Source organism: Bradyrhizobium sp. CB82 (assembly GCF_029714405.1).
GTDB lineage: Bacteria > Pseudomonadota > Alphaproteobacteria > Rhizobiales > Xanthobacteraceae > Bradyrhizobium.
In genome coordinates this window covers 4,136,597-4,157,345 of record NZ_CP121650.1, presented here as the reverse complement: position 1 = coordinate 4,157,345, position 20,749 = coordinate 4,136,597, and the positions used below count along the sequence as shown (strand labels likewise).

At 61.6% G+C, this 20,749-nt stretch carries 21 protein-coding genes, 1 tRNA gene and 1 pseudogene; 9 read left to right on the top strand and 14 right to left on the bottom strand.

From position 1 onward, the window contains the following. Window positions 1-11 precede the first annotated feature (11 nt). Window positions 12-1,265, bottom strand: a complete 1,254-nt coding sequence (locus tag QA640_RS19970) for an ABC transporter substrate-binding protein (RefSeq protein ID WP_283042293.1) — start codon at window positions 1,263-1,265, stop codon at window positions 12-14. Window positions 1,266-1,492: 227 nt separating this feature from the next. Here QA640_RS19970 and QA640_RS19965 point away from each other — a divergent pair, with 227 nt between their 5' ends. Further along, window positions 1,493-1,729: a hypothetical protein gene (locus tag QA640_RS19965; RefSeq protein WP_349253738.1), complete on the top strand. Its 237-nt coding sequence runs from the start codon at window positions 1,493-1,495 to the stop codon at window positions 1,727-1,729. A gap of 76 nt (window positions 1,730-1,805) precedes the next feature. Here QA640_RS19965 and QA640_RS19960 read toward each other — a convergent pair whose 3' ends face one another. The 3 genes from QA640_RS19960 to QA640_RS19950 all read right to left on the bottom strand — a co-directional run bounded on the left by QA640_RS19960 (window position 1,806) and on the right by QA640_RS19950 (window position 4,429). Further along, window positions 1,806-1,955, bottom strand: coding sequence for a hypothetical protein (locus QA640_RS19960; RefSeq protein WP_283042292.1), 150 nt, complete (start codon window positions 1,953-1,955; stop codon window positions 1,806-1,808). Between the two features lie 558 nt (window positions 1,956-2,513). Continuing rightward, complete coding sequence (locus QA640_RS19955) at window positions 2,514-2,777, bottom strand: hypothetical protein (RefSeq protein ID WP_283042291.1); 264 nt, start codon at window positions 2,775-2,777, stop codon at window positions 2,514-2,516. A gap of 143 nt (window positions 2,778-2,920) precedes the next feature. Next, the gene (locus tag QA640_RS19950) at window positions 2,921-4,429 is read right to left on the bottom strand and encodes an amidohydrolase family protein (protein ID WP_283042290.1); all 1,509 of its coding nucleotides are present in this window, start codon (window positions 4,427-4,429) and stop codon (window positions 2,921-2,923) included. 604 nt (window positions 4,430-5,033) lie between these two features. Between QA640_RS19950 and QA640_RS19945 the strand changes: the two genes are divergently transcribed. Beyond that, window positions 5,034-6,188, top strand: coding sequence for an SMP-30/gluconolactonase/LRE family protein (locus tag QA640_RS19945; RefSeq protein ID WP_283042289.1), 1,155 nt, complete (start codon window positions 5,034-5,036; stop codon window positions 6,186-6,188). Window positions 6,189-6,506: 318 nt separating this feature from the next. Continuing rightward, window positions 6,507-6,917 carry a hypothetical protein gene (locus tag QA640_RS19940; protein WP_283042288.1) on the top strand — a complete coding sequence of 137 codons (411 nt, stop codon included), beginning with the start codon at window positions 6,507-6,509 and terminating at the stop codon, window positions 6,915-6,917. 294 nt (window positions 6,918-7,211) lie between these two features. Here the strand turns inward: QA640_RS19940 and QA640_RS19935 are convergent, their stop codons facing one another. Continuing rightward, window positions 7,212-7,661 carry a hypothetical protein gene (locus tag QA640_RS19935; protein WP_283042287.1) on the bottom strand — a complete coding sequence of 150 codons (450 nt, stop codon included), beginning with the start codon at window positions 7,659-7,661 and terminating at the stop codon, window positions 7,212-7,214. Between the two features lie 263 nt (window positions 7,662-7,924). Continuing rightward, window positions 7,925-8,092 (bottom strand): hypothetical protein, encoded by a 168-nt coding sequence (locus QA640_RS19930; RefSeq protein ID WP_283042286.1) that lies wholly within the window; start codon window positions 8,090-8,092, stop codon window positions 7,925-7,927. 26 nt (window positions 8,093-8,118) lie between these two features. Here QA640_RS19930 and QA640_RS19925 point away from each other — a divergent pair, with 26 nt between their 5' ends. Beyond that, window positions 8,119-8,865: a S24 family peptidase gene (locus tag QA640_RS19925; protein WP_283042285.1), complete on the top strand. Its 747-nt coding sequence runs from the start codon at window positions 8,119-8,121 to the stop codon at window positions 8,863-8,865. 296 nt (window positions 8,866-9,161) lie between these two features. Here the strand turns inward: QA640_RS19925 and QA640_RS19920 are convergent, their stop codons facing one another. Then, window positions 9,162-10,145, bottom strand: coding sequence for an ABC transporter substrate-binding protein (locus QA640_RS19920; protein WP_283042284.1), 984 nt, complete (start codon window positions 10,143-10,145; stop codon window positions 9,162-9,164). A 316-nt stretch (window positions 10,146-10,461) separates the two neighbouring features. Here QA640_RS19920 and QA640_RS19915 point away from each other — a divergent pair, with 316 nt between their 5' ends. The 4 genes from QA640_RS19915 to QA640_RS19900 all read left to right on the top strand — a co-directional run bounded on the left by QA640_RS19915 (window position 10,462) and on the right by QA640_RS19900 (window position 13,311). After that, window positions 10,462-10,692, top strand: a complete 231-nt coding sequence (locus QA640_RS19915; RefSeq protein WP_283042283.1) for a hypothetical protein — start codon at window positions 10,462-10,464, stop codon at window positions 10,690-10,692. A gap of 65 nt (window positions 10,693-10,757) precedes the next feature. After that, on the top strand, window positions 10,758-11,258 hold the full coding sequence (locus QA640_RS19910) for a phospholipase (protein WP_283042282.1): 501 nt from the start codon (window positions 10,758-10,760) through the stop codon (window positions 11,256-11,258). Then, window positions 11,255-11,590 carry a hypothetical protein gene (locus tag QA640_RS19905; RefSeq protein WP_283042281.1) on the top strand — a complete coding sequence of 112 codons (336 nt, stop codon included), beginning with the start codon at window positions 11,255-11,257 and terminating at the stop codon, window positions 11,588-11,590. Before QA640_RS19910 ends, QA640_RS19905 begins: the two co-directional genes overlap by 4 nt. Window positions 11,591-12,102: 512 nt before the next feature. Then, entirely contained in the window at window positions 12,103-13,311 is a 1,209-nt protein-coding gene (locus tag QA640_RS19900; protein ID WP_283042280.1) for a hypothetical protein, read from the top strand. A 14-nt stretch (window positions 13,312-13,325) separates the two neighbouring features. On the opposite strand, the gene QA640_RS19895 is transcribed toward QA640_RS19900, so the two are convergent. The 3 genes from QA640_RS19895 to QA640_RS19885 are packed head-to-tail and all read right to left on the bottom strand — an operon-like array spanning window position 13,326 to window position 15,029. Further along, a complete protein-coding gene (locus tag QA640_RS19895; RefSeq protein ID WP_283042279.1) occupies window positions 13,326-13,967 on the bottom strand; it encodes an ImmA/IrrE family metallo-endopeptidase in 642 nt (213 codons plus the stop codon). Between the two features lie 16 nt (window positions 13,968-13,983). Further along, window positions 13,984-14,328 (bottom strand): helix-turn-helix transcriptional regulator, encoded by a 345-nt coding sequence (locus tag QA640_RS19890; RefSeq protein ID WP_283042278.1) that lies wholly within the window; start codon window positions 14,326-14,328, stop codon window positions 13,984-13,986. A 5-nt stretch (window positions 14,329-14,333) separates the two neighbouring features. Further along, window positions 14,334-15,029: a hypothetical protein gene (locus tag QA640_RS19885; RefSeq protein WP_283042277.1), complete on the bottom strand. Its 696-nt coding sequence runs from the start codon at window positions 15,027-15,029 to the stop codon at window positions 14,334-14,336. A 157-nt stretch (window positions 15,030-15,186) separates the two neighbouring features. On the opposite strand from QA640_RS19885, the gene QA640_RS19880 reads away from it, so the two are divergent. After that, a tRNA-Gln gene (locus QA640_RS19880) sits at window positions 15,187-15,260 on the top strand. Window positions 15,261-15,557: 297 nt separating this feature from the next. Here QA640_RS19880 and QA640_RS19875 read toward each other — a convergent pair. The 4 genes and pseudogenes from QA640_RS19875 to QA640_RS19860 all read right to left on the bottom strand — a co-directional run bounded on the left by QA640_RS19875 (window position 15,558) and on the right by QA640_RS19860 (window position 20,693). Beyond that, on the bottom strand, window positions 15,558-16,697 hold the full coding sequence (locus QA640_RS19875; protein ID WP_283042276.1) for a TAXI family TRAP transporter solute-binding subunit: 1,140 nt from the start codon (window positions 16,695-16,697) through the stop codon (window positions 15,558-15,560). 994 nt (window positions 16,698-17,691) lie between these two features. Beyond that, window positions 17,692-18,492, bottom strand: coding sequence for a lytic murein transglycosylase (locus QA640_RS19870; protein ID WP_283042275.1), 801 nt, complete (start codon window positions 18,490-18,492; stop codon window positions 17,692-17,694). A gap of 231 nt (window positions 18,493-18,723) precedes the next feature. Then, window positions 18,724-18,837: pseudogene (locus QA640_RS19865) on the bottom strand (shikimate dehydrogenase); the annotation flags it as partial. Further along, the gene (locus tag QA640_RS19860; protein ID WP_283042274.1) at window positions 18,834-20,693 is read right to left on the bottom strand and encodes an NAD(P)/FAD-dependent oxidoreductase; all 1,860 of its coding nucleotides are present in this window, start codon (window positions 20,691-20,693) and stop codon (window positions 18,834-18,836) included. The pseudogene QA640_RS19865 and the gene QA640_RS19860, both read right to left, overlap by 4 nt. Window positions 20,694-20,749: the final 56 nt, after the last annotated feature.

Here is a 20,749-nt window from a genome sequence, read left to right as displayed (position 1 = left end):
CTCCGAAATCGTCACCACCCTTTGTAGGGCATCAGCGGCGCCTTCTCGGCATTGCCCTTGGGCCACACCGAGACGTAGTTCTCGCCGTCCTGAAGCTGGATGATATAGGCCGACGCCAGCACGTTCTGCCCCTTCTCGTCGAACTTCACACCCTTGTAGCCCATGATCAGCTGCTCGGGCTTGAGGTCCGTTGCCTTCAGCGCCGCCTGGATTTTCGCGGGATCCGTCGAGCCCGCGCGGTCGATGGCGTCGACCAGCACGAAGAAGCCCTGCATTTCGCGCCCGACCGTGTCTTCCATCTCCTCGCCGCTCTTCTTCTTGTACATGTCGGCGATGACGGCGCTCGGCGAGCCGGCGGGACCTACGGCAAAGGACGAACGGTTGAACACGCCCTGCGAGAGCTTTCCAACCGCCTTGATGAACGACGGATCCGAATAGCCGGCATCGTCAGCCAGCAGCATCGGCGGCTTGTAGTCGAGCGACTGCATGGTCTTGGCAAACAGGATCGCGTCCGATGTGTAGGAGATCATCAGCACGACGTCGGGCCTCTTCTCCTTGAGCTGAAGCACCTGCGCCTGCACATCGGTAGCGTTGACGGCATAGGCGACGTCGATGACGCCGGTGCGCCCCTTCGCCTTGAAGCCGGCGGTGATCGTGTTGGCAACGGAGGTGCCGTATTCGGTGTTGTCATGGACCAGCGCGATGGTGTCGGTCTTGGCGCCGGCCGCCTTCATGTCGCTCAAAAATTCGTCGTAGATGCGAACGAAATCCGGCGCGATCGGCGTGGTGCGGAAAAACCACTTGAAGCCGCGCTCGGTGAGATTGGCGGCGACCGATTCCGGCGTCAGGTACGGAATGCCATATTTCTCGGCGATCGCGCTCGAGGTCAGCGTGATGCCGGACTGGTAGGCGCCGAGGATCGCGACCACCTTCTCTTCCGTGATCAGACGCAGTGCCTGGTTTTGCCCCGTGGCCGGGCTGCCCTGGTTGTCGGCGATGACAAGCTCGACCTTGGCGCCGCCAAGGCCTGCGAGCCCGGCGTTGTTGGCAAGCGGCAGCTTGTCGAGCTCGGGATGGGCGTTGTTGATGATGTCGGTCGCCACTTCGAGCGCAGCCTTGGCATGCGCACCGATCGACGCCGTGCTGCCGGACATCGGCAAGATCACTCCGATCTTGACGACCTTGTCCTCAGCCTGCGCGCCTCCCGCAAGCACAACGGACAACACGGCCGCGCAAAGCAGCCGGGTAGCGAGCTTCAATGCCATGAACCAGACCTCCCAAAGGGTTTCCCCGGCCAGATTATTAAGGCTTGGAAGCATTCTGCGAGCGGCCTGCTTCCGTTTGATTTTTCCTGGCGCGCGGAGGATGGCATGGCGGTCTTGAACCGGCAAGGTGAGACGCGATTGCACAATGCCGCATTGGCAGATGCGGATCACGTTGGCGCGCGAGGCGCGCCCGTTCGCGCAACCTGACATTGTGGTCGATGCCGAACATGCCTTCGCGGCGCGTTTCGCCCCTGCGCGGCCGCCCCGACGGCATCTTCATCGCGCCCTTCGAGGTCGGCGACATCGGTCCCGAGCTGTTCCGCGCGGACTGCAGCATGGGTCTCGAAGGCTTGGTCTCCAAACGGCGCCAATCGCGCTATCGTGGCGGCCGTCAACCCTCCTGGATCAGGATGAAGAACCGCAGTCACCCGGCGATCGACCGCGTCAAGGATGCGTTCACTTAAAACCCTGACGTCACGTTGCCTGTCATCCTCGCGAGCAGGTGAACGATCGAATGATCTCGCGGCTAACCGCAATTCATTAGAAATCTTCAACCGTCATATCATCCCGTCCCTTAATCAATCCTCTGGCGCGCCCTTCATTTGGCTCACTAAAAATCTGCTCACCATCGGAAAACGTTACTGTGATGGCATCATTCCAAATCACAGCCTCAACCTTCTTGCCGACCAACGCCCACAAGACTCTTAGGTCCCCAAGTCCCTCCTTGGGAAGGAATCTTGCGAGGTCTCGTCGGTGAGTGATACTGAAAATGGAGCACCGATCTGCATTTCCGATCTGACGAAGGTGAAATACACGTGGTACGGGCGAAGTGAGACTTCAACAAGCTCATCCCCCACAATTGGATCTGCGTCTTCTCGCTTGGTCATGGCTTTGTTGTAAGTTGCGGGACCCCAACCGGGTAGTGCGCGGCATCTCTTGGCACAACGCGGCTGGTAACGGGCGAAATTATTTGTCCCGAAGAATTGTACATCTCAAAGTACCCCTGTCCGATAACGGCATTCTTATATCCGACTCTGACCGATGACTGCGGGTCTTGTCCAGGGATGACGGCAGGAGATCCATCTGGAGAAACGACACATCCAACCTCGAGGCAGCCATCGTGATACCCGCCTGATCTCCCGTACTGCCCGGCGCGCAGCTCACAGCGCACAAGGGTCCATCGCCTCATCGGTTCAGGAGCGCGCGTTTGCGGAACTCTCCGCTAATTGCGCCGACCTGAGCGTGCGTTCATAGTCCGAGCGACAGCAGGTCGCGCGGCGGCTCGAGTCCCTCGGGCGTGGGGCCGCTGACCAGCAACTCGGCGACGTCAAGCCATTTGCCGCCGGAGGCCGTATAGCGCGTCGAGAGAGACTCGACGCGAAAGGAGCCAAACATCGCACGCGTTTCCGGGACATCGTTGACGGACAGGATGAACTTGCCCTGGATAAGCTTCAGCCGATCGGCCAGAGTCCTGAAAGTCGGCTCGATCGAACACGCCGGCGCCGTAGTCATCCTCCGAGCCCCAATAAGGCGGATCCAGATACAACAGCGTCGCCGCCCGAAGTTGGATTTGTCGATCGATATCCATAACGCGGCGCAGCCGCGTTCGCTGCGCCAGCGAAGCTTGCCCGCTCCGCCGCCGCAGCCGTTGGCACTTAGGCGGCGCGAACGTAGCCGTAGCGGAGGTTCGAGGGTTGCTTCGCAGCTTGAGTGTACTCGTTCTTGAGTGCCGCGAGGCGATCCTCAGAAAAGGCCGGCATCCTGGTGTTATCGGCTGCTTTCAGCTTAATCTTGTAAAACCTGGTTGCGTTGCCCGCGAAGATCAGCTGCTTGGTCGCGCTGTTGGCGTCGCCGAGCGGCGCAAAGCCGTACTTCTTCTGCATGTCCTCCGGGATTTCGAGCCGGCGGAGCGCCTCGATCTGCCACTGCGGTGAGCCGTACCAGACCGAGTCGGTGCCCCACATCACGTGGTCGACCCCCATGCCTTTGATCAGCGTGCCGACCAGCGCGGCGCAGAACTTCGGATGCGCCACCGCCGAGTTGGCAAAGGACGTGCCGAGCTCGGCATAGACATTGGTGACGCCGAACTTCTGCGGGATATCCGCGAGATCCGTGGCCCACTGGATGCGGCCGGTCTGCTCGAACTCCGCCCACGCCTTGTCCGGCAGCTCGAGGAACGCTCGCAGCGCCGAGTGATAGATCACGAAGTTCATCTGCGGCCAGTCCTTGGCAGCCTTTCCGATGTCCCATGCGGTTGCGTATTCCCACACGCCGGCGAACGACTTCTCGTAATCGGGCGGCAGCAGCCCCTTGTGGATGCACAGCGTGTTGATGCCGGCCTTTACCGCCTTTTCGTAGAACGGATACATCACCTGCTCGTCGTCGAGCCGCCACGGGAACTTGGAGGGCGCCAGCGGATCGCCGATGGTGTAGGACTTCCAGGAATCCGGCTTGTAGACCTCTATCGCCTTGTCGACCTCCTCCATCCAGCCGGGCTGCTTGGGGGTAATGACGCTGTGCGCCAGCAGGCGGCGCGATCCGGCGAAGTCGTTGATGAGTTCGCGTGCCTTGACGATCTGCTCGTTGGACAGAAGCCACCAGCTCGGATCGTCGAACGGCGCACCACTCAGGAGCGCCATGTTGGTGTCGCTGTCGTAGTAGATCTCCTTCACATAGTTCTGGAACTTGTAGCGGGCGAGCGAGGAGACGCCCTCCTCCTTCATCTTCGGATTCCAGTGCTGGCTCGCAAAGTCCGCCAGCCCCAGGAGCTCCTTGTGATCGAAGTCGTCGCGCACGAAATGGGTCTGGACATCGAAGATGAACTGGCCGGCGAGACCTTGCGCGCGCGCCAGCATCAGTTCGGGCTCGCGGGCCTCCGCGGGCGCGACCTGGAAAACATTGCCGTAGATGTCGTTCATGGCGAGGAATGCCGCCGCCATGCCGCAGCTCGTGTGCAGGAACTGCCTGCGGCTCAAGCCGAGGTGCTTGCCGTTCGCGTCGGCGAGCTCGTTGATCCGTGCCTCGACCTTCTTCTGCGTATCGCTCTGCGGAGGCGGCAGATACTCGCCGTTGGAAACGATCTGAGTGGGAATCGGCGTTGCCGCCGATGCCGCCTCCGCGCCCGCGACAAGGCGCTGCTCTCGCTCGCTAAGCCAGGTGCTCATTGTTCTCCTCCCTCTTTGGGCCATCGATAGTACTGGTCGGTGCGCGCATGAGGCTTCGCGTTTGGCCACTCTCGATCAGTAGACGAACTACACGTACCCTCCTGTTCGGCTAGGCACGAAACCATCACACTCGCCTAGCGCCCAGGCGGGTGTCTTCATCGCTTCATCCTGCGAGAGTGCAGACACACTTGAAAAACTACGTAAGGTAGTGGCGCGTCTTCGGCTGAATTCAAGGCTCAAACTTCGATTGGCAAGCGATGTTATCCGACAGTCACACTGTCCCAACGCGCCCATCTGGCGGCCTTCCCGGAATGAGCGCGACGCGCCGCCGTGGTGCGCGTGATGTTGCTCTTTGGCCCATACCGACGAAAACCACAGTTGGCCTGCGTGTCGACTGTTGAGGGTAGACCGGAAGTGGTCGGCACGCGGCTAAACCGACGCGATTGACCCAACTGCGACATGAATCATTTGCTGCGCAGATTGCGAAAGCGCTGAAGATCGACGCATTGGTGATGTCGCCCGGCCCGATGATTTGCTTGCCGAACCGCCCGCTTTATGCCGGATTGCGGTATAGTTTCCTCCCAGCAAAAAATGGGAGGAAACCATGGCAAGTGCAATGACCGTTCCCCACAAGCAAGCCCTCAACCGCCGCAACATCATCAAAGGTGCTGCGGCGCTGGCCGCGACGGCGGCGAGCCTCAAAGCGGCCTCTGCGGCGACCGTGACGCCGTTGGGCCAAACGGGCGCTCCAACAACGGCGAGCGAGCCGTTGCCCTTGGGGCCGCTGCCCGGCAGCCGCTATCCGGACTCCCATCTGGAATCTGCCAAGAAGGGGCCACCATCGTTCGGGCCCCCCGATTTCCCGGCCTTCGCCGGCACTATGGCGGTTGAGCGCGTCGCAACCGGGTTCCGCTGGGCCGAGGGCCCGGTCTACTTCGCGGCCGGGCGCTACGTGCTCTTCAGCGACATTCCCAACAACCGCATCATGCGGTTTTCCGAGGACGACGGTCACGTCAGCGTATATCGCCAGCCTTCGATGAATTCGAACGGCAACACCATTGATCGGGAAGGACGTCTGATCACTTGCGAACACAGCGGACGACGGGTGACCCGGACCGAACTCGACGGATCCATCACGATCATCGCCGACAAATACAATGGCAAGAGGCTGAACTCACCGAACGACGCAGTCGTCACTTCGGACGGTGCGATCTGGTTCACCGATCCGGTCTACGGGATCGGCGGTTATTACGAGGGCGTCAAAGCCGAGCCGGAGCAGGAAAAGCACAACGTCTACCGGGTCGATCCGAAGTCGGGTGATATCAAGGTTGTAGTCGACGACTTCGTTGAACCCAACGGCATTGCGCTCTCGCCCGACGAGAAGAAGCTCTATGTCATCGACACCGGCTTCACCGATGGGCCCAACAATCCGTCGCAGATCCGCTCCTTCGACCTGGATGTGAGCGCCGGGAAGGTGTCGAACAGCAAGGTCTTTGCGGACATGCCGAAGCCGAGCATTACGGATGGCGTGCGCACTGACACCGACGGTCGAGTTTGGCTTTCCGTCGGTTGGGGCGACCCGAATGAGGACGGCGTGCGTTGCTATACTCCCGCCGGCGAACTGCTCGGCAAGATCCACATACCCGAAACTGTCGCCAATCTGTGCTTCGGCGGTCAGCAACGAAACCGGCTGTACATCTGCGGCTCGACGTCGCTCTATGCCGTCTACACCAGTGTGCAGGGCTCTATGAAGCCGTAAGGCCAGCGATAACCCAGCCAATCTTATAAGGAGAGCCGCTCCCTCCGGGGCGGCTCTTAGGTTTTGCGTAGGTATTGCGCTGGTCAGATCCCAGTCGTCACCATTCTTGCGGCCGTGACGCCAATAAGTCGCTCGTTTTTCTTAACGCCAGGTTCCATCTTGCTTTGGCATTAGTTTTGCAAAGGGACATTGCAAAGGACAAACGTCGACCTTGATGATGGCTCGTTCATGTACTCCAGATAGCCGCGCATTCAGGCGATGCCACCTGCGTTGGTGCTGCCGTCATCCTCTTCGGCATTTTCGAGAGGCATTAACACAATGACCGCGCCTGAAGAATCAGGAATACGAGACTGGATGATTTTTGTCGCCTCTATCCTGCCACTCGTTCTCGCTGCCCCCACTCTAACACTTCACAAAGCGGCCGCCCGGGATCTCGAGGGCCGATATGCAAACTCTCCGCTCAAAGGCTGGTTCGACAGCCTCCGCTCAGGCAAAGGCCCCTGTTGTTCCGACGCTGACGGGACAGCGTTGGCTGACGTCGATTGGGAAGCAAAAGGCGGGCATTATCGCGTCCGCATCGAAGGCCAATGGTGGGACGTTCCGGATGACGCCGTGATCAAAGAACCGAACCGAGTTGGCCGGACGATGGTGTGGCCGGTCTACGTGAGCCCGATGGGCGGTCCGGTGCGGATCGACATCCGCTGCTTCATGCCCGGCAGCATGACATAACGGATGGCCGGCTGACTCTACAGCGAAGGTCAACAGCTCAGAAACTGCGGGGTTGGAACTGTCTCTTGCGCAAGTCGATCCTCGCCCCGGCTGTGGGCGCGCGCGTTCTACTTGCTCGCGTCAAGACAACCTCCAATGTCTTGACGCCAAATCAACGCGGTGGGTTTTCTCTAGGCCGCTTTACTGACTATGTCAGGTCGTGTGCCTTTAGCGTCGAACGGCTCTTTGGGGTAGACCGGACGTGGTCCCGGTCATCGCCGAATGCCCTGCACGACCGGCCACGGCGCCAGCGCCTTAAGGACCTCTTCCATTGCCGTCCCTTTGGCCGCCCCTTTGGCCCCTCACGGCCCGGTGGGCCACGTCGACTTCGCCCACCACGAACATGGTCCGGAACGGCAGCCCGGGCGACATGAAGCCCTGCGCAAGCGAGAGCTGCACCAGCGCGAGGTCGAACTGCACCCGCATCACCGCGCAGCCGATCGCCATGATCGAGCGGATGGCCGGCCCCACGCGATGGCCCCGCACCTGGTGACCGTTGAGCACGAGCCCGATCAACCGCACCCAGCCGATCGCGAACAGCGCGGCATCGACAACGGAAGGTGACATCACCAGCGTCACCCACTGGAACGCGCTCGCCGGCAGGATCTCCGGCGAGATCGCCATGGCGATGGCCAGCCACAGCATCGAGATGGTGATGACCCATTCGAAGCGTCGGCCTTCGAGATAGTAATCGAGCAGGGCCATGGGCTTCACCGCTTCAGGATGCGGGAGATCTTTTCGAGCGTGCGGCCGCCGAACTACATCGCAGTCAGCCACACGAAGGCCTGCGCAACGTCGCCCTTGAGCGCCGGCGTCGAACCGAGCCCTAGAACCGTGTCCCAGACCACCACCTTGGCGATGAAGATCGCGAACGACCAGCAGGCGATCGCCCGCGGCGCGGCTGTCCACCAGCGCCCCTCGTCGGCCTCGTTCTGCTTTCCGTTGAGCTCGCGCTCGCGAAGCTCCGCTCATAGGTGAGCCACTCGATCCCGCGCGGCAAGGTCGACGATCGCGGGCCAGAGGTCGATCGAGATGCTCTCGCGCCGCTTCATCTCGGAAGCGGTCGACGGATTCTTCAAGCCGAAGGTCCGCGAGAATTTCGCCGGCCCGCCGAATACGGCGAACACATCCGACACGGTCTTCTGCGAATCAGCCTGCTCCCATGGATTCGGCCTACATGATTCGTGTTGATTGCCTCAACATGATTTATGTTAACACGATTTGTGATCATACGCCCATGGAAACAATGGGTGAGAGACTGCGCACGGCGCGCGAAAAAGCCGGATTTCGCTCGGCAATGGCCGCAGCCAAGCGGTTCAGCTGGCCGACGTCGACCTATGCCGCGCACGAGAACGGGCAGAACCAATTTCCTGTGGAAGTCGCCGAGAGGTATGCCCGCGCCTTCAAGGTGTCGGCCGGGTGGCTCTTGTCCGGAGAGGGCGGCGAGGCGCGAAAGAACGTCGTGGTGGTGGAGGGCCTGGTCGGCGCCGGCGGCGCCATCGAGACAAGCGCGGAGCACCTGGATCATGACGGGCTGGACGAGATCGAGGTGCCCTTCCCCCTACCTCCTGATGCCGCGGCCTACCGGGTTGCGGGCGATTCGATGTTTCCCCGCTACGACGACGGCGACATCATCATCGTCATCAAGCGGGAAAGGCCGCCAACGGAGCTTCTCAACTTCGAGACGCTGGTCACCACGATCGAAGGCAACCGCTATCTCAAGCGCATCGTGGCCGGCGCCCGCAAGGGCCTGTTCGATCTGGAAAGCTTCAACGCCCCGCCTATGCGCAACGTGAAGATCCGGAGCGCGACCGAGGTGCACTCCGTCGTCAGGCGAGGGAAGTGGAAAAGCCTAGGTGCAGCGGGCAAGCGGAGGCTCGTCCAGCGCGCATTGAAGGGAAAGACCTGACGCTGGCGGTGATGCTCGCAGGCAGCATCGCTTTTGCGATCGTCTGTGCGGCCGTCCGGATCATTCCTCGGCTGGGTGCTGCCGGTCCCCACGATGCGAATTGTCGGTCAGACCGCGCGAACCTTTCTGGTTATAGTCAAGCTTTCGTGGTCGCACTAGGCCGTGTACCTGTAAACCCGGCGGCGTCATGTGACTGGTGACTATGTCCGCTTTGCTCCCATGGCGACCAAGTTCGTGCAGCAGCGCAGTATGTCGCGATGGGCACAATACAGACTCATGCGCCGCAGCAAAAGGGGCTATTCGATAACCTCATCGGCGCGGGCGAGCAACGCGGGCGGTACTGTCAGACCCAGAGCCTTTGCAGTCTTGAGATTGATCTTGAGTTCGATCTTCGTTGACTGCTGGACCGGCATATCGGATGGCTTCTCGCCCTTAAGAATTCTGCCGGTGTACACACCAGCCAACCGGAACCCATCGTCAACGCTGCTTCCATAGCTGATCAGGCCGCCGGCCGCCGCAAACTCAAGATTGCTGGAGATGGCAGGGATCGCATGGCGCAGCGCAAGCATAGCCAATCGTTCGCTTCGGGCAGTGAACAATCCATCGGTGGCGATCAGCAGCGCGGCGGAGTGCAATTGGACTATCCTTGAAAAAACCTCATCGAAATCAGCTTCGCTGGTTGCTTTTAGAACGTGCAGCTCAAGCCCGAGGACGCGCGCCGCCTCTAACAGATCTCTCGATTCGATCTGCGCAAGCGGAGTAGAGGGATTGACAATCAGTCCGAAGACAGTTGCGGCGGGCATCAACTCGTGGAGGAGTTGGAGCCGCTTCGGCCCAACCTCAACCGTCAGGTTGGTGACCCCCGTGATATTGCCGCCGGGCCGGTTAAGGCTGGCGACCAGCCCAAGTTGCACCGGGTCGCCGCCGACGAAGAACACTATTGGGATGGTGGTGGTTGAGGCCTTCGCGGCAAGGGCGGCCGCGGTATTGCCGGGTGCTGCCAAGACGTTGATCCCAAGGCTGACCAGCTCGCCGGCCAGCTTGGGCAATCGCTCAGTCTGGAATTCGGCCCTGCGATATTCGATTGTAGCGTCGCGTCCCTCGACAATTCCGACTTCTGCAAGGCCCTGGCGAAATGAACGGACGCGATCTGGGCCCACCCCGGCAGAGCCAAAGACGAGATATCCGATCACCGGCATTCTCGCCTGCTGCGCCCGTGCGCCGACGTAGCTTGCCACGGTCGCGCCAGCGAGAAATGTGATGAACACGCGTCGTCGCATGTGACCCTCCGAGAGTGGGTCTTGCGCAATCCCGAAACTATAGCAGCTTCGAGCGGCAAATGGCGCGAAAACGCCGGAAACTGATCCGGCTCCAATGTCCGAAACGGGTCATTTTCTACCAAGTCAGCGGGCCTTGCCCGTCAACTGATGTCCGCTTCACTCCAAGTGCGGCCGAAGTGTTCATTGCCGCGAAATGACGAAGGGCCACGACCAGAACTCGCCATACCTTCCACCGAATGCTAGAGTCAAACGTCTGGGGTTACTCGTTTCTGCTTTGCTTGTGCTTGTCCAGCCTGCTGCATGCGCCGAGGCGAATATGCGCAAGGTTGGCATCGTGACGATCGCCAGTGTCGATGCCGCGTCTCGCTCGCCCTTGTACAAGCAGTTCACGGACGCAATCCTTGCTTCAGCCCCGAGTCTGGACATTTCGTTCGAATGGCGAAGCGCCGAAGGCAAGCAGGATCGTTATCCGCAAATGGTGACCGATTTGGTTCAGCATTCGCGATCGTCTACCTGTTTTGAATCGCCAGTGCGTAAATCAACATAACTCATGTTGACATCTTTCATGTAGAAACCGACAGTTCCTCCCCGCGTCCACCCCGGGAGACGGACATGCCGCGCCAGCAAGTCAACGACACTTCCAAGAGCGATTTCCCTTATCAGCTGAGGCTTCATAGCCTTGCCTACCTGCCCAACATCAACCGCTTCATTGATCTCCGGCATCCGAAGGCCGGGCGCCATATCCTTCCGGTCATGGACGAGGCCGGCGATCGCCTGTTGCGCGATGCCTCGATCCAGTCATGTCTCGCCGCGCGCAGCGCCTATGAGGCCGAGCTCGCGATGCAGGCGAGGTGCGAGCAGGAGAAGCTCGCGCTCGCCGAGCGCCTCGCCCCGAGTGCGCTGGCGCCCTGCCGGGCCGATCTCGAAGGCTCCGCCGCCATCTCCCAGCTTGCCGACGACTTCATCGTGCAGACCACGCGCAACGACGGCGTGGTGTTCGCTGACCTCATCCGCATGGGCTGGCGAGGGGAGCAGTTGAAAGAGCACGCCGACGCCGCCCGCATCGTCGCGCAGCGGCGCCAGGAGAAGCAGATGGTGGGGGTCGTGGCATGAAGATCTCAGCTGCCAAGCGCCGCATGTCCCCGGATATGAATCTCCAGTGGTTCCCTGAGATCGATGGGAAGATCGTAGGTGGCCTCGCCATCCCCTTCTGTGGTTTTACCACGCGCGCGGACGCCATCGAAGCAGCACGCATTCACGCCGGCCTGACCAAAGCCGTTTGGCCCAAGGACAAGCTGCTACAGCACGGCCCCGAGCTGCCGATGGCCGAACGCGTGCGGCGCCACCAGCACAACATCCGCGAAATCCGCGCGGCCGGCTGCCAGGTGCCGACCATTGCGATGCCCGACACGCTCGACCCCGTCGAACGAAACCTGGTTCGTTGAGAGCGCTGTGCACAGTCAGCAGCTGCGGCAGTTGATCGGCAGGCTGGCGAAGCTGCCCGAGGACACGCTCGTTCCTGTGAGGCTGCCATGAAGCCTGCCAACGCCAAGGACATCACCGTCCCGCCATGGCGGCGCATCTGCGCAAGGCCGGCATTCCCGCGACCGAACGCGAGGCCATCCGCATCCTCACTGCGCACGGCTTCCGCTACGGCGACGTGCTCGTGCTCGTCGAGGACGCGCTGTTCGCGGCGCGCCAAGAGATCGTCGCCGAGACCATGAGAACCTGCTGCGCGGCGACCGCACGCCGGCCTATGTCAGCCGGGAGACCGGGGCTGCGGAGCTGCAGATCTCGCCCGACACCTGGGACCAGTGGGTCAGGGATGGCCGCCTGCCCGCCCCTTGCGACGCCTTTCCTTCCCGCACACCCCGCTGGCGCTGGGAAGATGTTGATCGTAAGCTCTCCGGCCGGACGGTGGTCGGGTTGGAGGCTGCCCTCAAGGGAGCGGCAAACTTTGGCAAGAAACCGGGAAGCCGGCGTGATGCTGCCTGAAGGCGTCGAAAAGAGCGTCGTTCGCAAGCCGAACGGAAAGGTCTATACCTACTACTATTGGAATCCCGGCCGCGGCACCCATCGCGAAGGCGAGCGCCTCAAGCTTCCGAATGCCGACACTCACCCGGACGCGTTCTGGACCGAGGTCAAGCGCCGCAGCGAAGCAGCCCCCACCGCCTATCCTCCAGGCTCCGTCGGCGATCTCATCGCGCGCTATCGCAAGAGCGACGAGTTCACGCGCCTTTCCGAGGGCACAAGGAGCAATTACGAGGTCTCGATGCGGCGCTTTGAATCCATCGAGACGTGGGGGCTCGTTGCGGCGCGCGATCTTGTGCCGCTGGTCGTGCAAACGGCGCGCGATGCGATGAAGGACACGCCCGTGATGGCCAACCAGATGCTCTCGGTTGGCCGCACGATCTGGGACTGGGCTATCCCGCTCGGCTTCGCCGAGGCCAATCCGTTCGACAAGGTCCGCGACTTCGAGATCCCCGACCGCGGGCACGTGCCCTGGCCGGCCTTCGCGATCGATCTCGTCGCGGCCCACGCCTGGCCGGACCTGGTGCGAATGCTGCGGCTCGGCATCATGACGTGCCAGCGCGGCAGCGACATGATCCGCATGGGCCCGGAGCACCGCGAGCGTAACGGCATCTGGTGCCGGCCGAAGAAGACGCGCAAGCGCCGACGCGCGTTTCACATCCCGCTCGCCACGGTCGATGCGCTCGAACTCGACCGCTGGGCCGAGACGCCTGTGCGCTTCACCAATTCGCGCTGGCTGAAACCCATCGATCGCTTCCGCGAGGATCTCTACCTCTACTCGCCGAAGGGCGCGCAATACACGGCAGACGGCCTGCGCGCGCGGTGGGGCCGATGGCTCGCCGACACGCCGGAGGGCAAAGCCCTGTGCCGGCGCTGGAAGGCGTGGGTGGCCGGCCAGGTCAAGAAGTACGAGTGGGACATCGACCCGGAAGATGCCGATCACCCGACCATTCACGGCCTGCGCGGCACTGGCATCCTCAGCCGCGCGGAGGCCGGCTATGACGTCGACCAGATCGCCACCGACATCGGCATGTCACGCCAGAACGTCGAGCACTACATGCGGTTCAAGGACCAGATGAAGGTCGGCGCGGACGGGCAGCAGGGGCTCCGAGTTGTGGGTGGCGATAAGGACTGAGGACTCAAAAAGAGTCAGACCGCCTTCAAAGCTGGCCGGCCCTTCGATCTGGCTGGAGGCGCTACGTCACCGGTCAATCCAAAGATGAGGTTTTCGAGCTCCGCAGGCGGCAGGTTCAGCTCACTAGCTACCTGATTTCTCGATACGCGGTCGCTCCACAGCTCCGTAAACACCTTTTTCCAGACGATAGATTCCTCCCGCGGCAAGCCATTGGGCTCCTCGGTCCGGTACCCGCGCTGGTTAATTTGAATGCAGAACGTTCGGTATTGCCAGTCACTCAAAATCCCGAGCTTGTGCAGACGGTATGCCAGCGCCGCCGTGGAAACTCCCCAGCGCCGCTTTGCCTGGACGAGTTGATCAAGTTTGGCCACGAATGGCAGGCGCGACAGCACGTCAGCTTTCGGCATCAAGAGCGACGATGCAAAATGGTTGGCCTCGTTCTCGGCATCCCGACCCTGCCTAGGCCCGCCATGCTTGTGCAAAACAAGGTGACCAAGCTCATGAGCTGCGTCTAGGCGGCTTCGTTCTGCGGACTTGAAGGTATTGAGGAAGACGTACGGAACGTCATTTCGCCAGCACGAAAACGCGTCGACGTTCTTAGTGTTCTCTGCCAACGAAAAAACTCTGACACCCTTCGATTCCAGCAGTTTGATCATGCTCGCGATTGGTTGCTCACCTAGGCTCTGGGAGATTGAAGCGAGACGTCACATAGTCGGACAAGAGATACGCCAATGAACCAGACGCCAGAGCCGCGTCACGCTCACGAGCCGTCATCGACGTAAGACTTCGGAAACTTGCGCTGTCCTTGTCCAAATCGTCGATGTCGTCTTCAAAGAAGAATTGCCGGGGGAAATGGAGAGCCTTGGCGATCAGATCGACAGTAGCTGGGTCGGGCTCATTGTTGCCGTTCTCAAGGCGCGTCACCGTCACCGGCGACATGCCAATCAACTCAGCGAATCCTTTGCTGGTGAGCCGTCGCCGTTTTCTAGCGAGGCTCAGTCTCTGCGGATTGAACATCAGACTCAAGTCTTGCGTGTGACGTTGATCTCGAACTCCTGCGTTGGTTCGCTATCGTCGATCACTGGGTTAGGCATGATGCCGGTCCACTCGCCGGGCTTGATGACGTAAATGCGCTCGTTGAAGCCCTTGAACTGACCATCTTCGATTCGCTTTGGGAACGATAGCTCCGCCCGAACGTCATCGCCGTTGATGTGCACGAAGAAGTACCACAGAGGGGCGTTCTCGCGACGATGCCTTGCGCGATCCTCCACGTCGAACTCGGGGAAGAGATTGCGCTGGCCAAGATCTACGGCCCTGCTTGCAGCCGGCCCCTTCTCTGAAATCGCCTTGTCGCGATCATCTTCGCACGCGCTATCCGCGTTCTGAAAGACGATCTTGATCCCCGTTGTCGGGTCGAAGGTCGCTTCGACGTTGCCCGCTCGATCAATTTGCCATCCCTTTGGCCGCAAGACGTCGCGCAGTGCGCCCGTGGCGTAGATATAGCTGAGCTGTCCGGCCGCATTGAGAGGCTGGTTCAGGACGAAGTTCGCCTTTTGCTGGACGACTGCGATCAATTCGCCGGCGGAGAGGCCGAGTTGATCCAAACGCGACGCGACTTCGAAATCCTGAGCAACAATGCGATCAGCGGCCATACAAAGCTCCATGTTAATTTTCTGCACCTCATTTGGGTGGGTGTGAGGGAGCCGGGCGTGGACCACGTCGCTCCCCAGGGCAAAAGCAAAGCCGTACCCGATAAGGACTGGACCGCGAACGCCGACGCGGCTATATGAGCGCCAGCAATCGCCTCAGTTTGCAAAACTTTTGCCCAGGATTGCAAAACTTCCGAAGAAAGCTTAGCAGTATCAGCTACTTCGGTGGGGAATGGTGTAACGGTAGCACAACAGACTCTGACTCTGTTTGTCTTGGTTCGAATCCAGGTTCCCCAGCCAGACTCGGCAAATCTGCCAACAGCTTGATCCGAACGGGCTTTTCGCCGCAGACGACGGACCGTCTATTCCATCGTGGACCGTGCAACCGGCCTACAATTCGGGCCCCAGGAGACCGCTTTCGCGGCGGCTCCTCACCGGCTCGGCCAGAAAGGACCCAGTGCTGGTCCCAACCGTTCAGCAAGTCCCGGCAGTACGTGAACGATCTCCAAAAGTGAGCAGAGCCGCCTCAGCCAGCGCCAACGACGGGGGCGCGAGCGGATGTCCCGACTCTCGCGGTGTCCGGAATTGTTGCTCGAGCTAGATCGCCGCCCGGGCTCGACCGCCCAGTCCGGCGCGCCGTTGACTGATGAGCCGTTCGAGACGTTGGGTTGCCAGCCCAAGAGCCGCATACTCGGCGGCCTCAGCCTCGCCGCGTGAGTACTTCTCAAGCTCCAATTTCAGGATCTCATCGATCTTCCATTCGGCGTCCGCCAGTTCAGCTTCGCTGTTCGCGGCGTTGATCTCCTCCGTCAGTCTGAAGAGCCGCGTCAGCGGACGATCCTCCGCAACGCCGGAGTCCTTCATCATGAACTTCCACAAAGCCGCGAGCGCCGAGGCGACGAAGCCGAGAATCATCGACAGATAAAAGAGCTTGTCGGCATATTTATCCAGGAAGGATTGCTGCTCACCGTCGAAATAGGCGGCCGCCCCGGGATGGATCGGGATATAGGCATCCTTATCTGCGCTGGCGGGGGCGATCTGGGCGAGCAGCGGATACTCCCCGACCAAATCGCGCCGAACATCCATCATCGACTTTGCCAGGGCAGCCACGACGGTTTCTCCGAGTTTCTTGTTTGCAACGAGGTAGAACGGGACGCGCAATGTCGTCAGATCCTCATCCGGGATTGCGGGCGAACCTCGAAGTGTCCCTTTCGGCAGATCGTAGCTCTCATACGCCCCGGCAGAGGCGGCGATCGCTCCGGCCAGCTCGATTGGCACGAGCCCAGGCCTCAGTTTTGCGCTGCGCGGGAAGACATCGCGGAGCATGCCGAGGTATTTTTCGGATATGGGCATCACCACCAGTAGAGCCTGCAGCTGCCTCGCCTGCAGCGCCTGCGCAGTATCCTTGGGCAAGATATCCTTGAAGCTCACCTTGGCCCGATCGAGGTCGTAGGCCTTGACGATCGCCGCGACGAGCGGCTGGTTCACAGTCGCGCCGATCACGCCGACGGTTTTTCCCTTGAGTGCGTCCATGGTGTCGATGCTGCTTCCGGGCGGAACGGCAAGCAGCGTCACGGCGTAAGCCATGACCACCACGGTCCGCGCGGACGACAGATCTCCGGTGTCAGCCCTGACGACGGCCAGGTCGGTCTCGCCACCTGCGAACGCGTTCCCGGCATCGAGCGCCGTCCCCTTGTCGATGACCTTGACTCGCACTGGCGCGCCGGCGTCGGCCATTCGGGCCGAGATGGCCGACATCAATCGCGTTGCATCGCCGTCAATCGAACCAGTCGCCACCGTGAGCGTGGTGGGATGGGTCGCATATCGATATCCGACAAGACCCGTGGCGCAGGCCAGTATCGCGAGGCTGAACACAAGGGTGATGCGCAGCCAGCGCGGCAGCCGTCCCGCAGCAAGCGCCGCGAGCACTGCGACGACGCTTGCAACGAACGCAATCCTTTCGACTCGAACCGACTCCATCGTGGCTGCCTCGCAACCTAGCACAACCCGACCGCGATGCCGCTCAAGGCGATCGGTAGCTTAACTTCCACAGGCACTCCCGCAAGCTCAAGAACGCTGCCCTTCGCATCTGAGGTGCTTCACCTTGCCCTCACCTAGTTTTTGGTATGATGCCAGACACCATCCCAGTCGGGTGCCGGTGCCGAGGACCGCAAGACGCCAACCCGTTCTAGGAAAACGCGCGCCGGCCCATCATCAGGCATCATGCGCAGGCATGCTTCGAAGTGCATCTGCGCTCCATCCCAATCCTGGCGGCGATACGCGGCGAGCCCCTCCGCAAATGCCTCGCGCAATTCCGCCCTGGACGGCTCGAGCTGACCGGCAAGCGACATCAACTCGTAAACACGAACCGGCTCCGTCTTGCCCCTCCCGCGCTTCGATATCCTCTTGCGGAAAGCTGGAAATTAGCAGCGGCACAGCCCAGCTTGCAGCCCTGGCGGTTCCCACGAAACCTCTTTCCAAGACCACGAAATACGCCTGAAACAGACCCCCACTATGCTGGTCGCCAAAATCATACAGGGACGGCCACCATGCAATTCTTCCTCGATCTGATCTGGGACTATTCCTGCGGCCAATATCTGGTCGCCCTGCCGGTGCGGGAGGACGAGCTATGATCGAGCTGATCTCCGGCCTCCTCGCCCTTTGCAGCATCGGCGTTTTTGCAGCGCACGCGCTCGACGCCTACCGCACCTCACACTCCTGAGACGGGGTGCTATCGCGCCCCTTCCCCATCGATCTGCCGCCCCATCAGCGCGATCGCCTTCTGGTAGACGCCGGCGGCATTCCAGGCTTCAATGGCCGCAAAGTTCGGCTCGCCCGGCTGGTAGCCGGCGCCGGCGCGCCAGCCATGGGCCCTCAGAAAATTCGCGGTCGAATTCAGCGCATTGGCGGCAACGTCGAGATTCCCGGTGCCATAGGCCAGGATGTTCTTGGGCATGAACTGGGTCTGGCCGACCTCGCCATGCATGGAGCCGCGTTGCGCGGGCGACAGCGCGCCGCGGTCGATCAGTTTCAGCGCCGCATAGAGCTGATCGGTGAAGAACTCCGGACGGCGGCAGTCATAGGCGAGCGTCGCGATCGAGGATAGCATGTTCTGATTGCCGCGCTGGCTGCCGAATCCGGTCTCCATGCCCCAGATCGCGATCAGCGGCCCCGGCGGCACGCCATAGCGCTGCTGGATCGAGGCAAACAGTGCGGCCTGCGATTGCTTGAGCGAGCGTCCGCGCGCCACGATGGTCGAGGCGCCGCGCTTGGCCAGGAATTGCTCGAGGGAGAGCGAAAAACTGCGCTGGCTGCGATCGGCCGCAATTGTCGCACTCGCGTAATTGACCTGCATCAACGCGCCGACGCCTGTCGCGCCGATGCCCTTGCCACGGGCCTCCTCGCCGAACTCGCGCTTCCAGCCTTCAAAACCGCCGGGCCCGTTGCCGCATTGCGCAGCGCCGGCCGTCGCGAGATGTGCGAACAGTGCGATCACGCCGAGCGCGGCCGTTGCAACTCTGCCCCTGTTCATTTTCGTTCCTCTGTTCCGGGGCATCCGCCCTGCTCGCAATCAACCAATTGCCGGCATTCGCCTGCCTTCACGGCATGATCCTACGCCTGCTCCGATCGCTCAAGCCCCGCCGCGCGCAAACCGCACGCTGCTCGACGCTTGACATTCGCGAGGTCAACCGCCGAGCAGAAAATCCACCATGATGCTCTGCTGCTGCCGATACATGTCGGTACCAGTCGCCGTGATGCCCCCACGCGCGGCGAACGCGGCTGTGAGCCCTGCGGGCGAGCGCACCTGGGCGATGGGATCGCCGACGATGACATAGAGCCGCGTCGCGCCGCTCAGCGTCGGGGCTACGCCGCTCAAGCCGGCACCGGAGAGCTGCCGGTCCCGGCAGCGGTCGCATGGGTCAATTCCAGTCCCTCCAGATTGCCCTCCTTGCGCCACTTGTCGAGCAGCCGCAGGAACGCCACCGGCCCGCGCCAATACTGGCTGTTGCGCGCGGCGATCGGATCGAACACGCCTTCGTTGTTGTAATAGCCGGGGGTGCATTCGGCGAGATAGGTCTGCCGGCCGATCGCGGCCTTCACGACCTCCTCGACCCAGGCGTTCTCGGCGGCGAGCGTCGGCTCCAGCGTCCGCACCCCGCGCGTGCGCGCCTCCTTGATCACATAGGCGATGTGGCGCGACTGCTCGTCGATGATATGCGGGAAGTTGGCGCTCTGGCCGGCCTGCACGGTGACGATCAGGAAGCAGTTGGGAAAGCCGCGGCTGTAGAAGCCGTGCATGGTCTTCACGCCCTCGCGCCAGCGCTCGGTCAGGCTGAGGCCGCCGCGGCCATAGAGTTCAAATCCCATGCGGCGGGCATAGTCGGTGCCGACCTCAAAACCGCTGGCATAGATCAGGCAGTCGAGCTCATAAGCCTTACCGCCCGCGACAACGGCATTTTCGGTGATCCGCTCGACGCCGTGGCCCTTGGTGTCGACCAGATGCACATTTGGACGATTGAAGGTGTCGAGATATTCGTCGTGGAAGCACGGCCGCTTGCAGAACGCCTTGTACCAGGGCTTTAACGCTTCGGCCGTTGCGGGGTCCTCCACCACGGCATCGACGCGGGCGCGGATCTCTTCCATCTTCCGGTAATCGGCCTGCTCGATCACCTTGAGAACCTGCTCGAGCGAGGTCACGGGCTCCGGCTGACGGCGAGGCGCGAGCAGGATTTCGCCGAGCAGGCCGGTCCAGCCGTCCTGCACCAGATCCTCCTCGAACGGCTCGCCGGAGATCACAGCCGTAAAGTTGTCCATGCGCTCGCGTTGCCAGCCGCGCTTCAAGCTCTTCGCCCAAATGTCATCTGTCGGCCGGTCGTCGCGCACCCCAATTGCGGACGGCGTGCGCTGGAAGACGTAGAGCTCCTTTGCCGAACGCCCGAGATGCGGCACGCACTGCACGGCAGTCGCACCGGTGCCGATGATGCCGACGCGCTTTTCGGCCAGTCCCGTCAGCGCACCCTCCGCGGTGCCGCCGGTATAGGCATAGTCCCAGCGGCTGGTGTGAAAGCTGTGGCCTTTGAAACTCTCGATGCCGGGAATTCCCGGCAGCTTCGGCCGGCTGAGCGGCCCGCCGGCAAGAATGACGAAGCGGGCGCGGATCTTGTCACCGCGATCCGTCTCGACCAGCCAGCGCGCCTCCTCTTCCCGCCATTCCATCCGCGAGACGACGGTCTGGAACACTGCGCGCCCGTAGAGGTCAAAATGGCGGCCGATCCGGCGCGAGTGCTGATAGATCTCGGGCGCGCGCGCATATTTTCGCACGGGCATGTAACCGGTCTCTTCCAGCAGCGGCAGATAGATGTAGCTCTCGGTGTCGCAGGCGGCGCCCGGATAGCGATTCCAGTACCAGGTGCCGCCGAAATCCGCGGCCTTTTCCACGATGCGGAAATCGTCGATGCCGGCCTCGCGCAAGCGCGCACCGCACAACAGGCCACCGAAGCCCCCTCCGACCACGACGACCTCCGTTTCCTCGCTGATTGCCTGCCGCGCAAAGCCGGGATCGGCCCAGGGATCGTCGAGATAGTGGCCGAATTCGCCGGTCATCTCGACATATTGCGCCTTGCCCTCGGCGCGCAGACGCCGGTCGCGCTCGTCGCGATAGCGCGCACGGAGCGTTGCGATGTCGATGTTGGATGCGCCGGTTGTGCCGGTCTTGTGATTGTCCAATGACATCGATGCTTCCTCCGCCGCGGACGTTGCTCTTCCGACAATTCAGACCAGTTAGCCCA

Excerpts from the sequence above, each read along its gene's own strand:
- QA640_RS19945 (WP_283042289.1), top strand. The coding sequence starts at position 5,034 with ATGGCAAGTGCAATGACCGTTCCCCACAAGCAAGCCCTCAACCGCCGC.
- QA640_RS19870 (WP_283042275.1), bottom strand. The coding sequence starts at position 18,492 with ATGAACAGGGGCAGAGTTGCAACGGCCGCGCTCGGCGTGATCGCACTG.
- QA640_RS19940 (WP_283042288.1), top strand. The coding sequence starts at position 6,507 with ATGACCGCGCCTGAAGAATCAGGAATACGAGACTGGATGATTTTTGTC.
- QA640_RS19890 (WP_283042278.1), bottom strand. The coding sequence starts at position 14,328 with ATGTTCAATCCGCAGAGACTGAGCCTCGCTAGAAAACGGCGACGGCTC.
- QA640_RS19950 (WP_283042290.1), bottom strand. The coding sequence starts at position 4,429 with ATGAGCACCTGGCTTAGCGAGCGAGAGCAGCGCCTTGTCGCGGGCGCG.
- QA640_RS19920 (WP_283042284.1), bottom strand. The coding sequence starts at position 10,145 with ATGCGACGACGCGTGTTCATCACATTTCTCGCTGGCGCGACCGTGGCA.
- QA640_RS19905 (WP_283042281.1), top strand. The coding sequence starts at position 11,255 with ATGAAGATCTCAGCTGCCAAGCGCCGCATGTCCCCGGATATGAATCTC.
- QA640_RS19955 (WP_283042291.1), bottom strand. The coding sequence starts at position 2,777 with ATGACTACGGCGCCGGCGTGTTCGATCGAGCCGACTTTCAGGACTCTG.
- QA640_RS19895 (WP_283042279.1), bottom strand. The coding sequence starts at position 13,967 with ATGATCAAACTGCTGGAATCGAAGGGTGTCAGAGTTTTTTCGTTGGCA.
- QA640_RS19970 (WP_283042293.1), bottom strand. The coding sequence starts at position 1,265 with ATGGCATTGAAGCTCGCTACCCGGCTGCTTTGCGCGGCCGTGTTGTCC.
- QA640_RS19925 (WP_283042285.1), top strand. The coding sequence starts at position 8,119 with ATGGATTCGGCCTACATGATTCGTGTTGATTGCCTCAACATGATTTAT.
- QA640_RS19875 (WP_283042276.1), bottom strand. The coding sequence starts at position 16,697 with ATGGCCGACGCCGGCGCGCCAGTGCGAGTCAAGGTCATCGACAAGGGG.
- QA640_RS19965 (WP_349253738.1), top strand. The coding sequence starts at position 1,493 with ATGCCTTCGCGGCGCGTTTCGCCCCTGCGCGGCCGCCCCGACGGCATC.
- QA640_RS19935 (WP_283042287.1), bottom strand. The coding sequence starts at position 7,661 with ATGGCCCTGCTCGATTACTATCTCGAAGGCCGACGCTTCGAATGGGTC.
- QA640_RS19910 (WP_283042282.1), top strand. The coding sequence starts at position 10,758 with ATGCCGCGCCAGCAAGTCAACGACACTTCCAAGAGCGATTTCCCTTAT.
- QA640_RS19915 (WP_283042283.1), top strand. The coding sequence starts at position 10,462 with ATGCGCAAGGTTGGCATCGTGACGATCGCCAGTGTCGATGCCGCGTCT.
- QA640_RS19860 (WP_283042274.1), bottom strand. The coding sequence starts at position 20,693 with ATGTCATTGGACAATCACAAGACCGGCACAACCGGCGCATCCAACATC.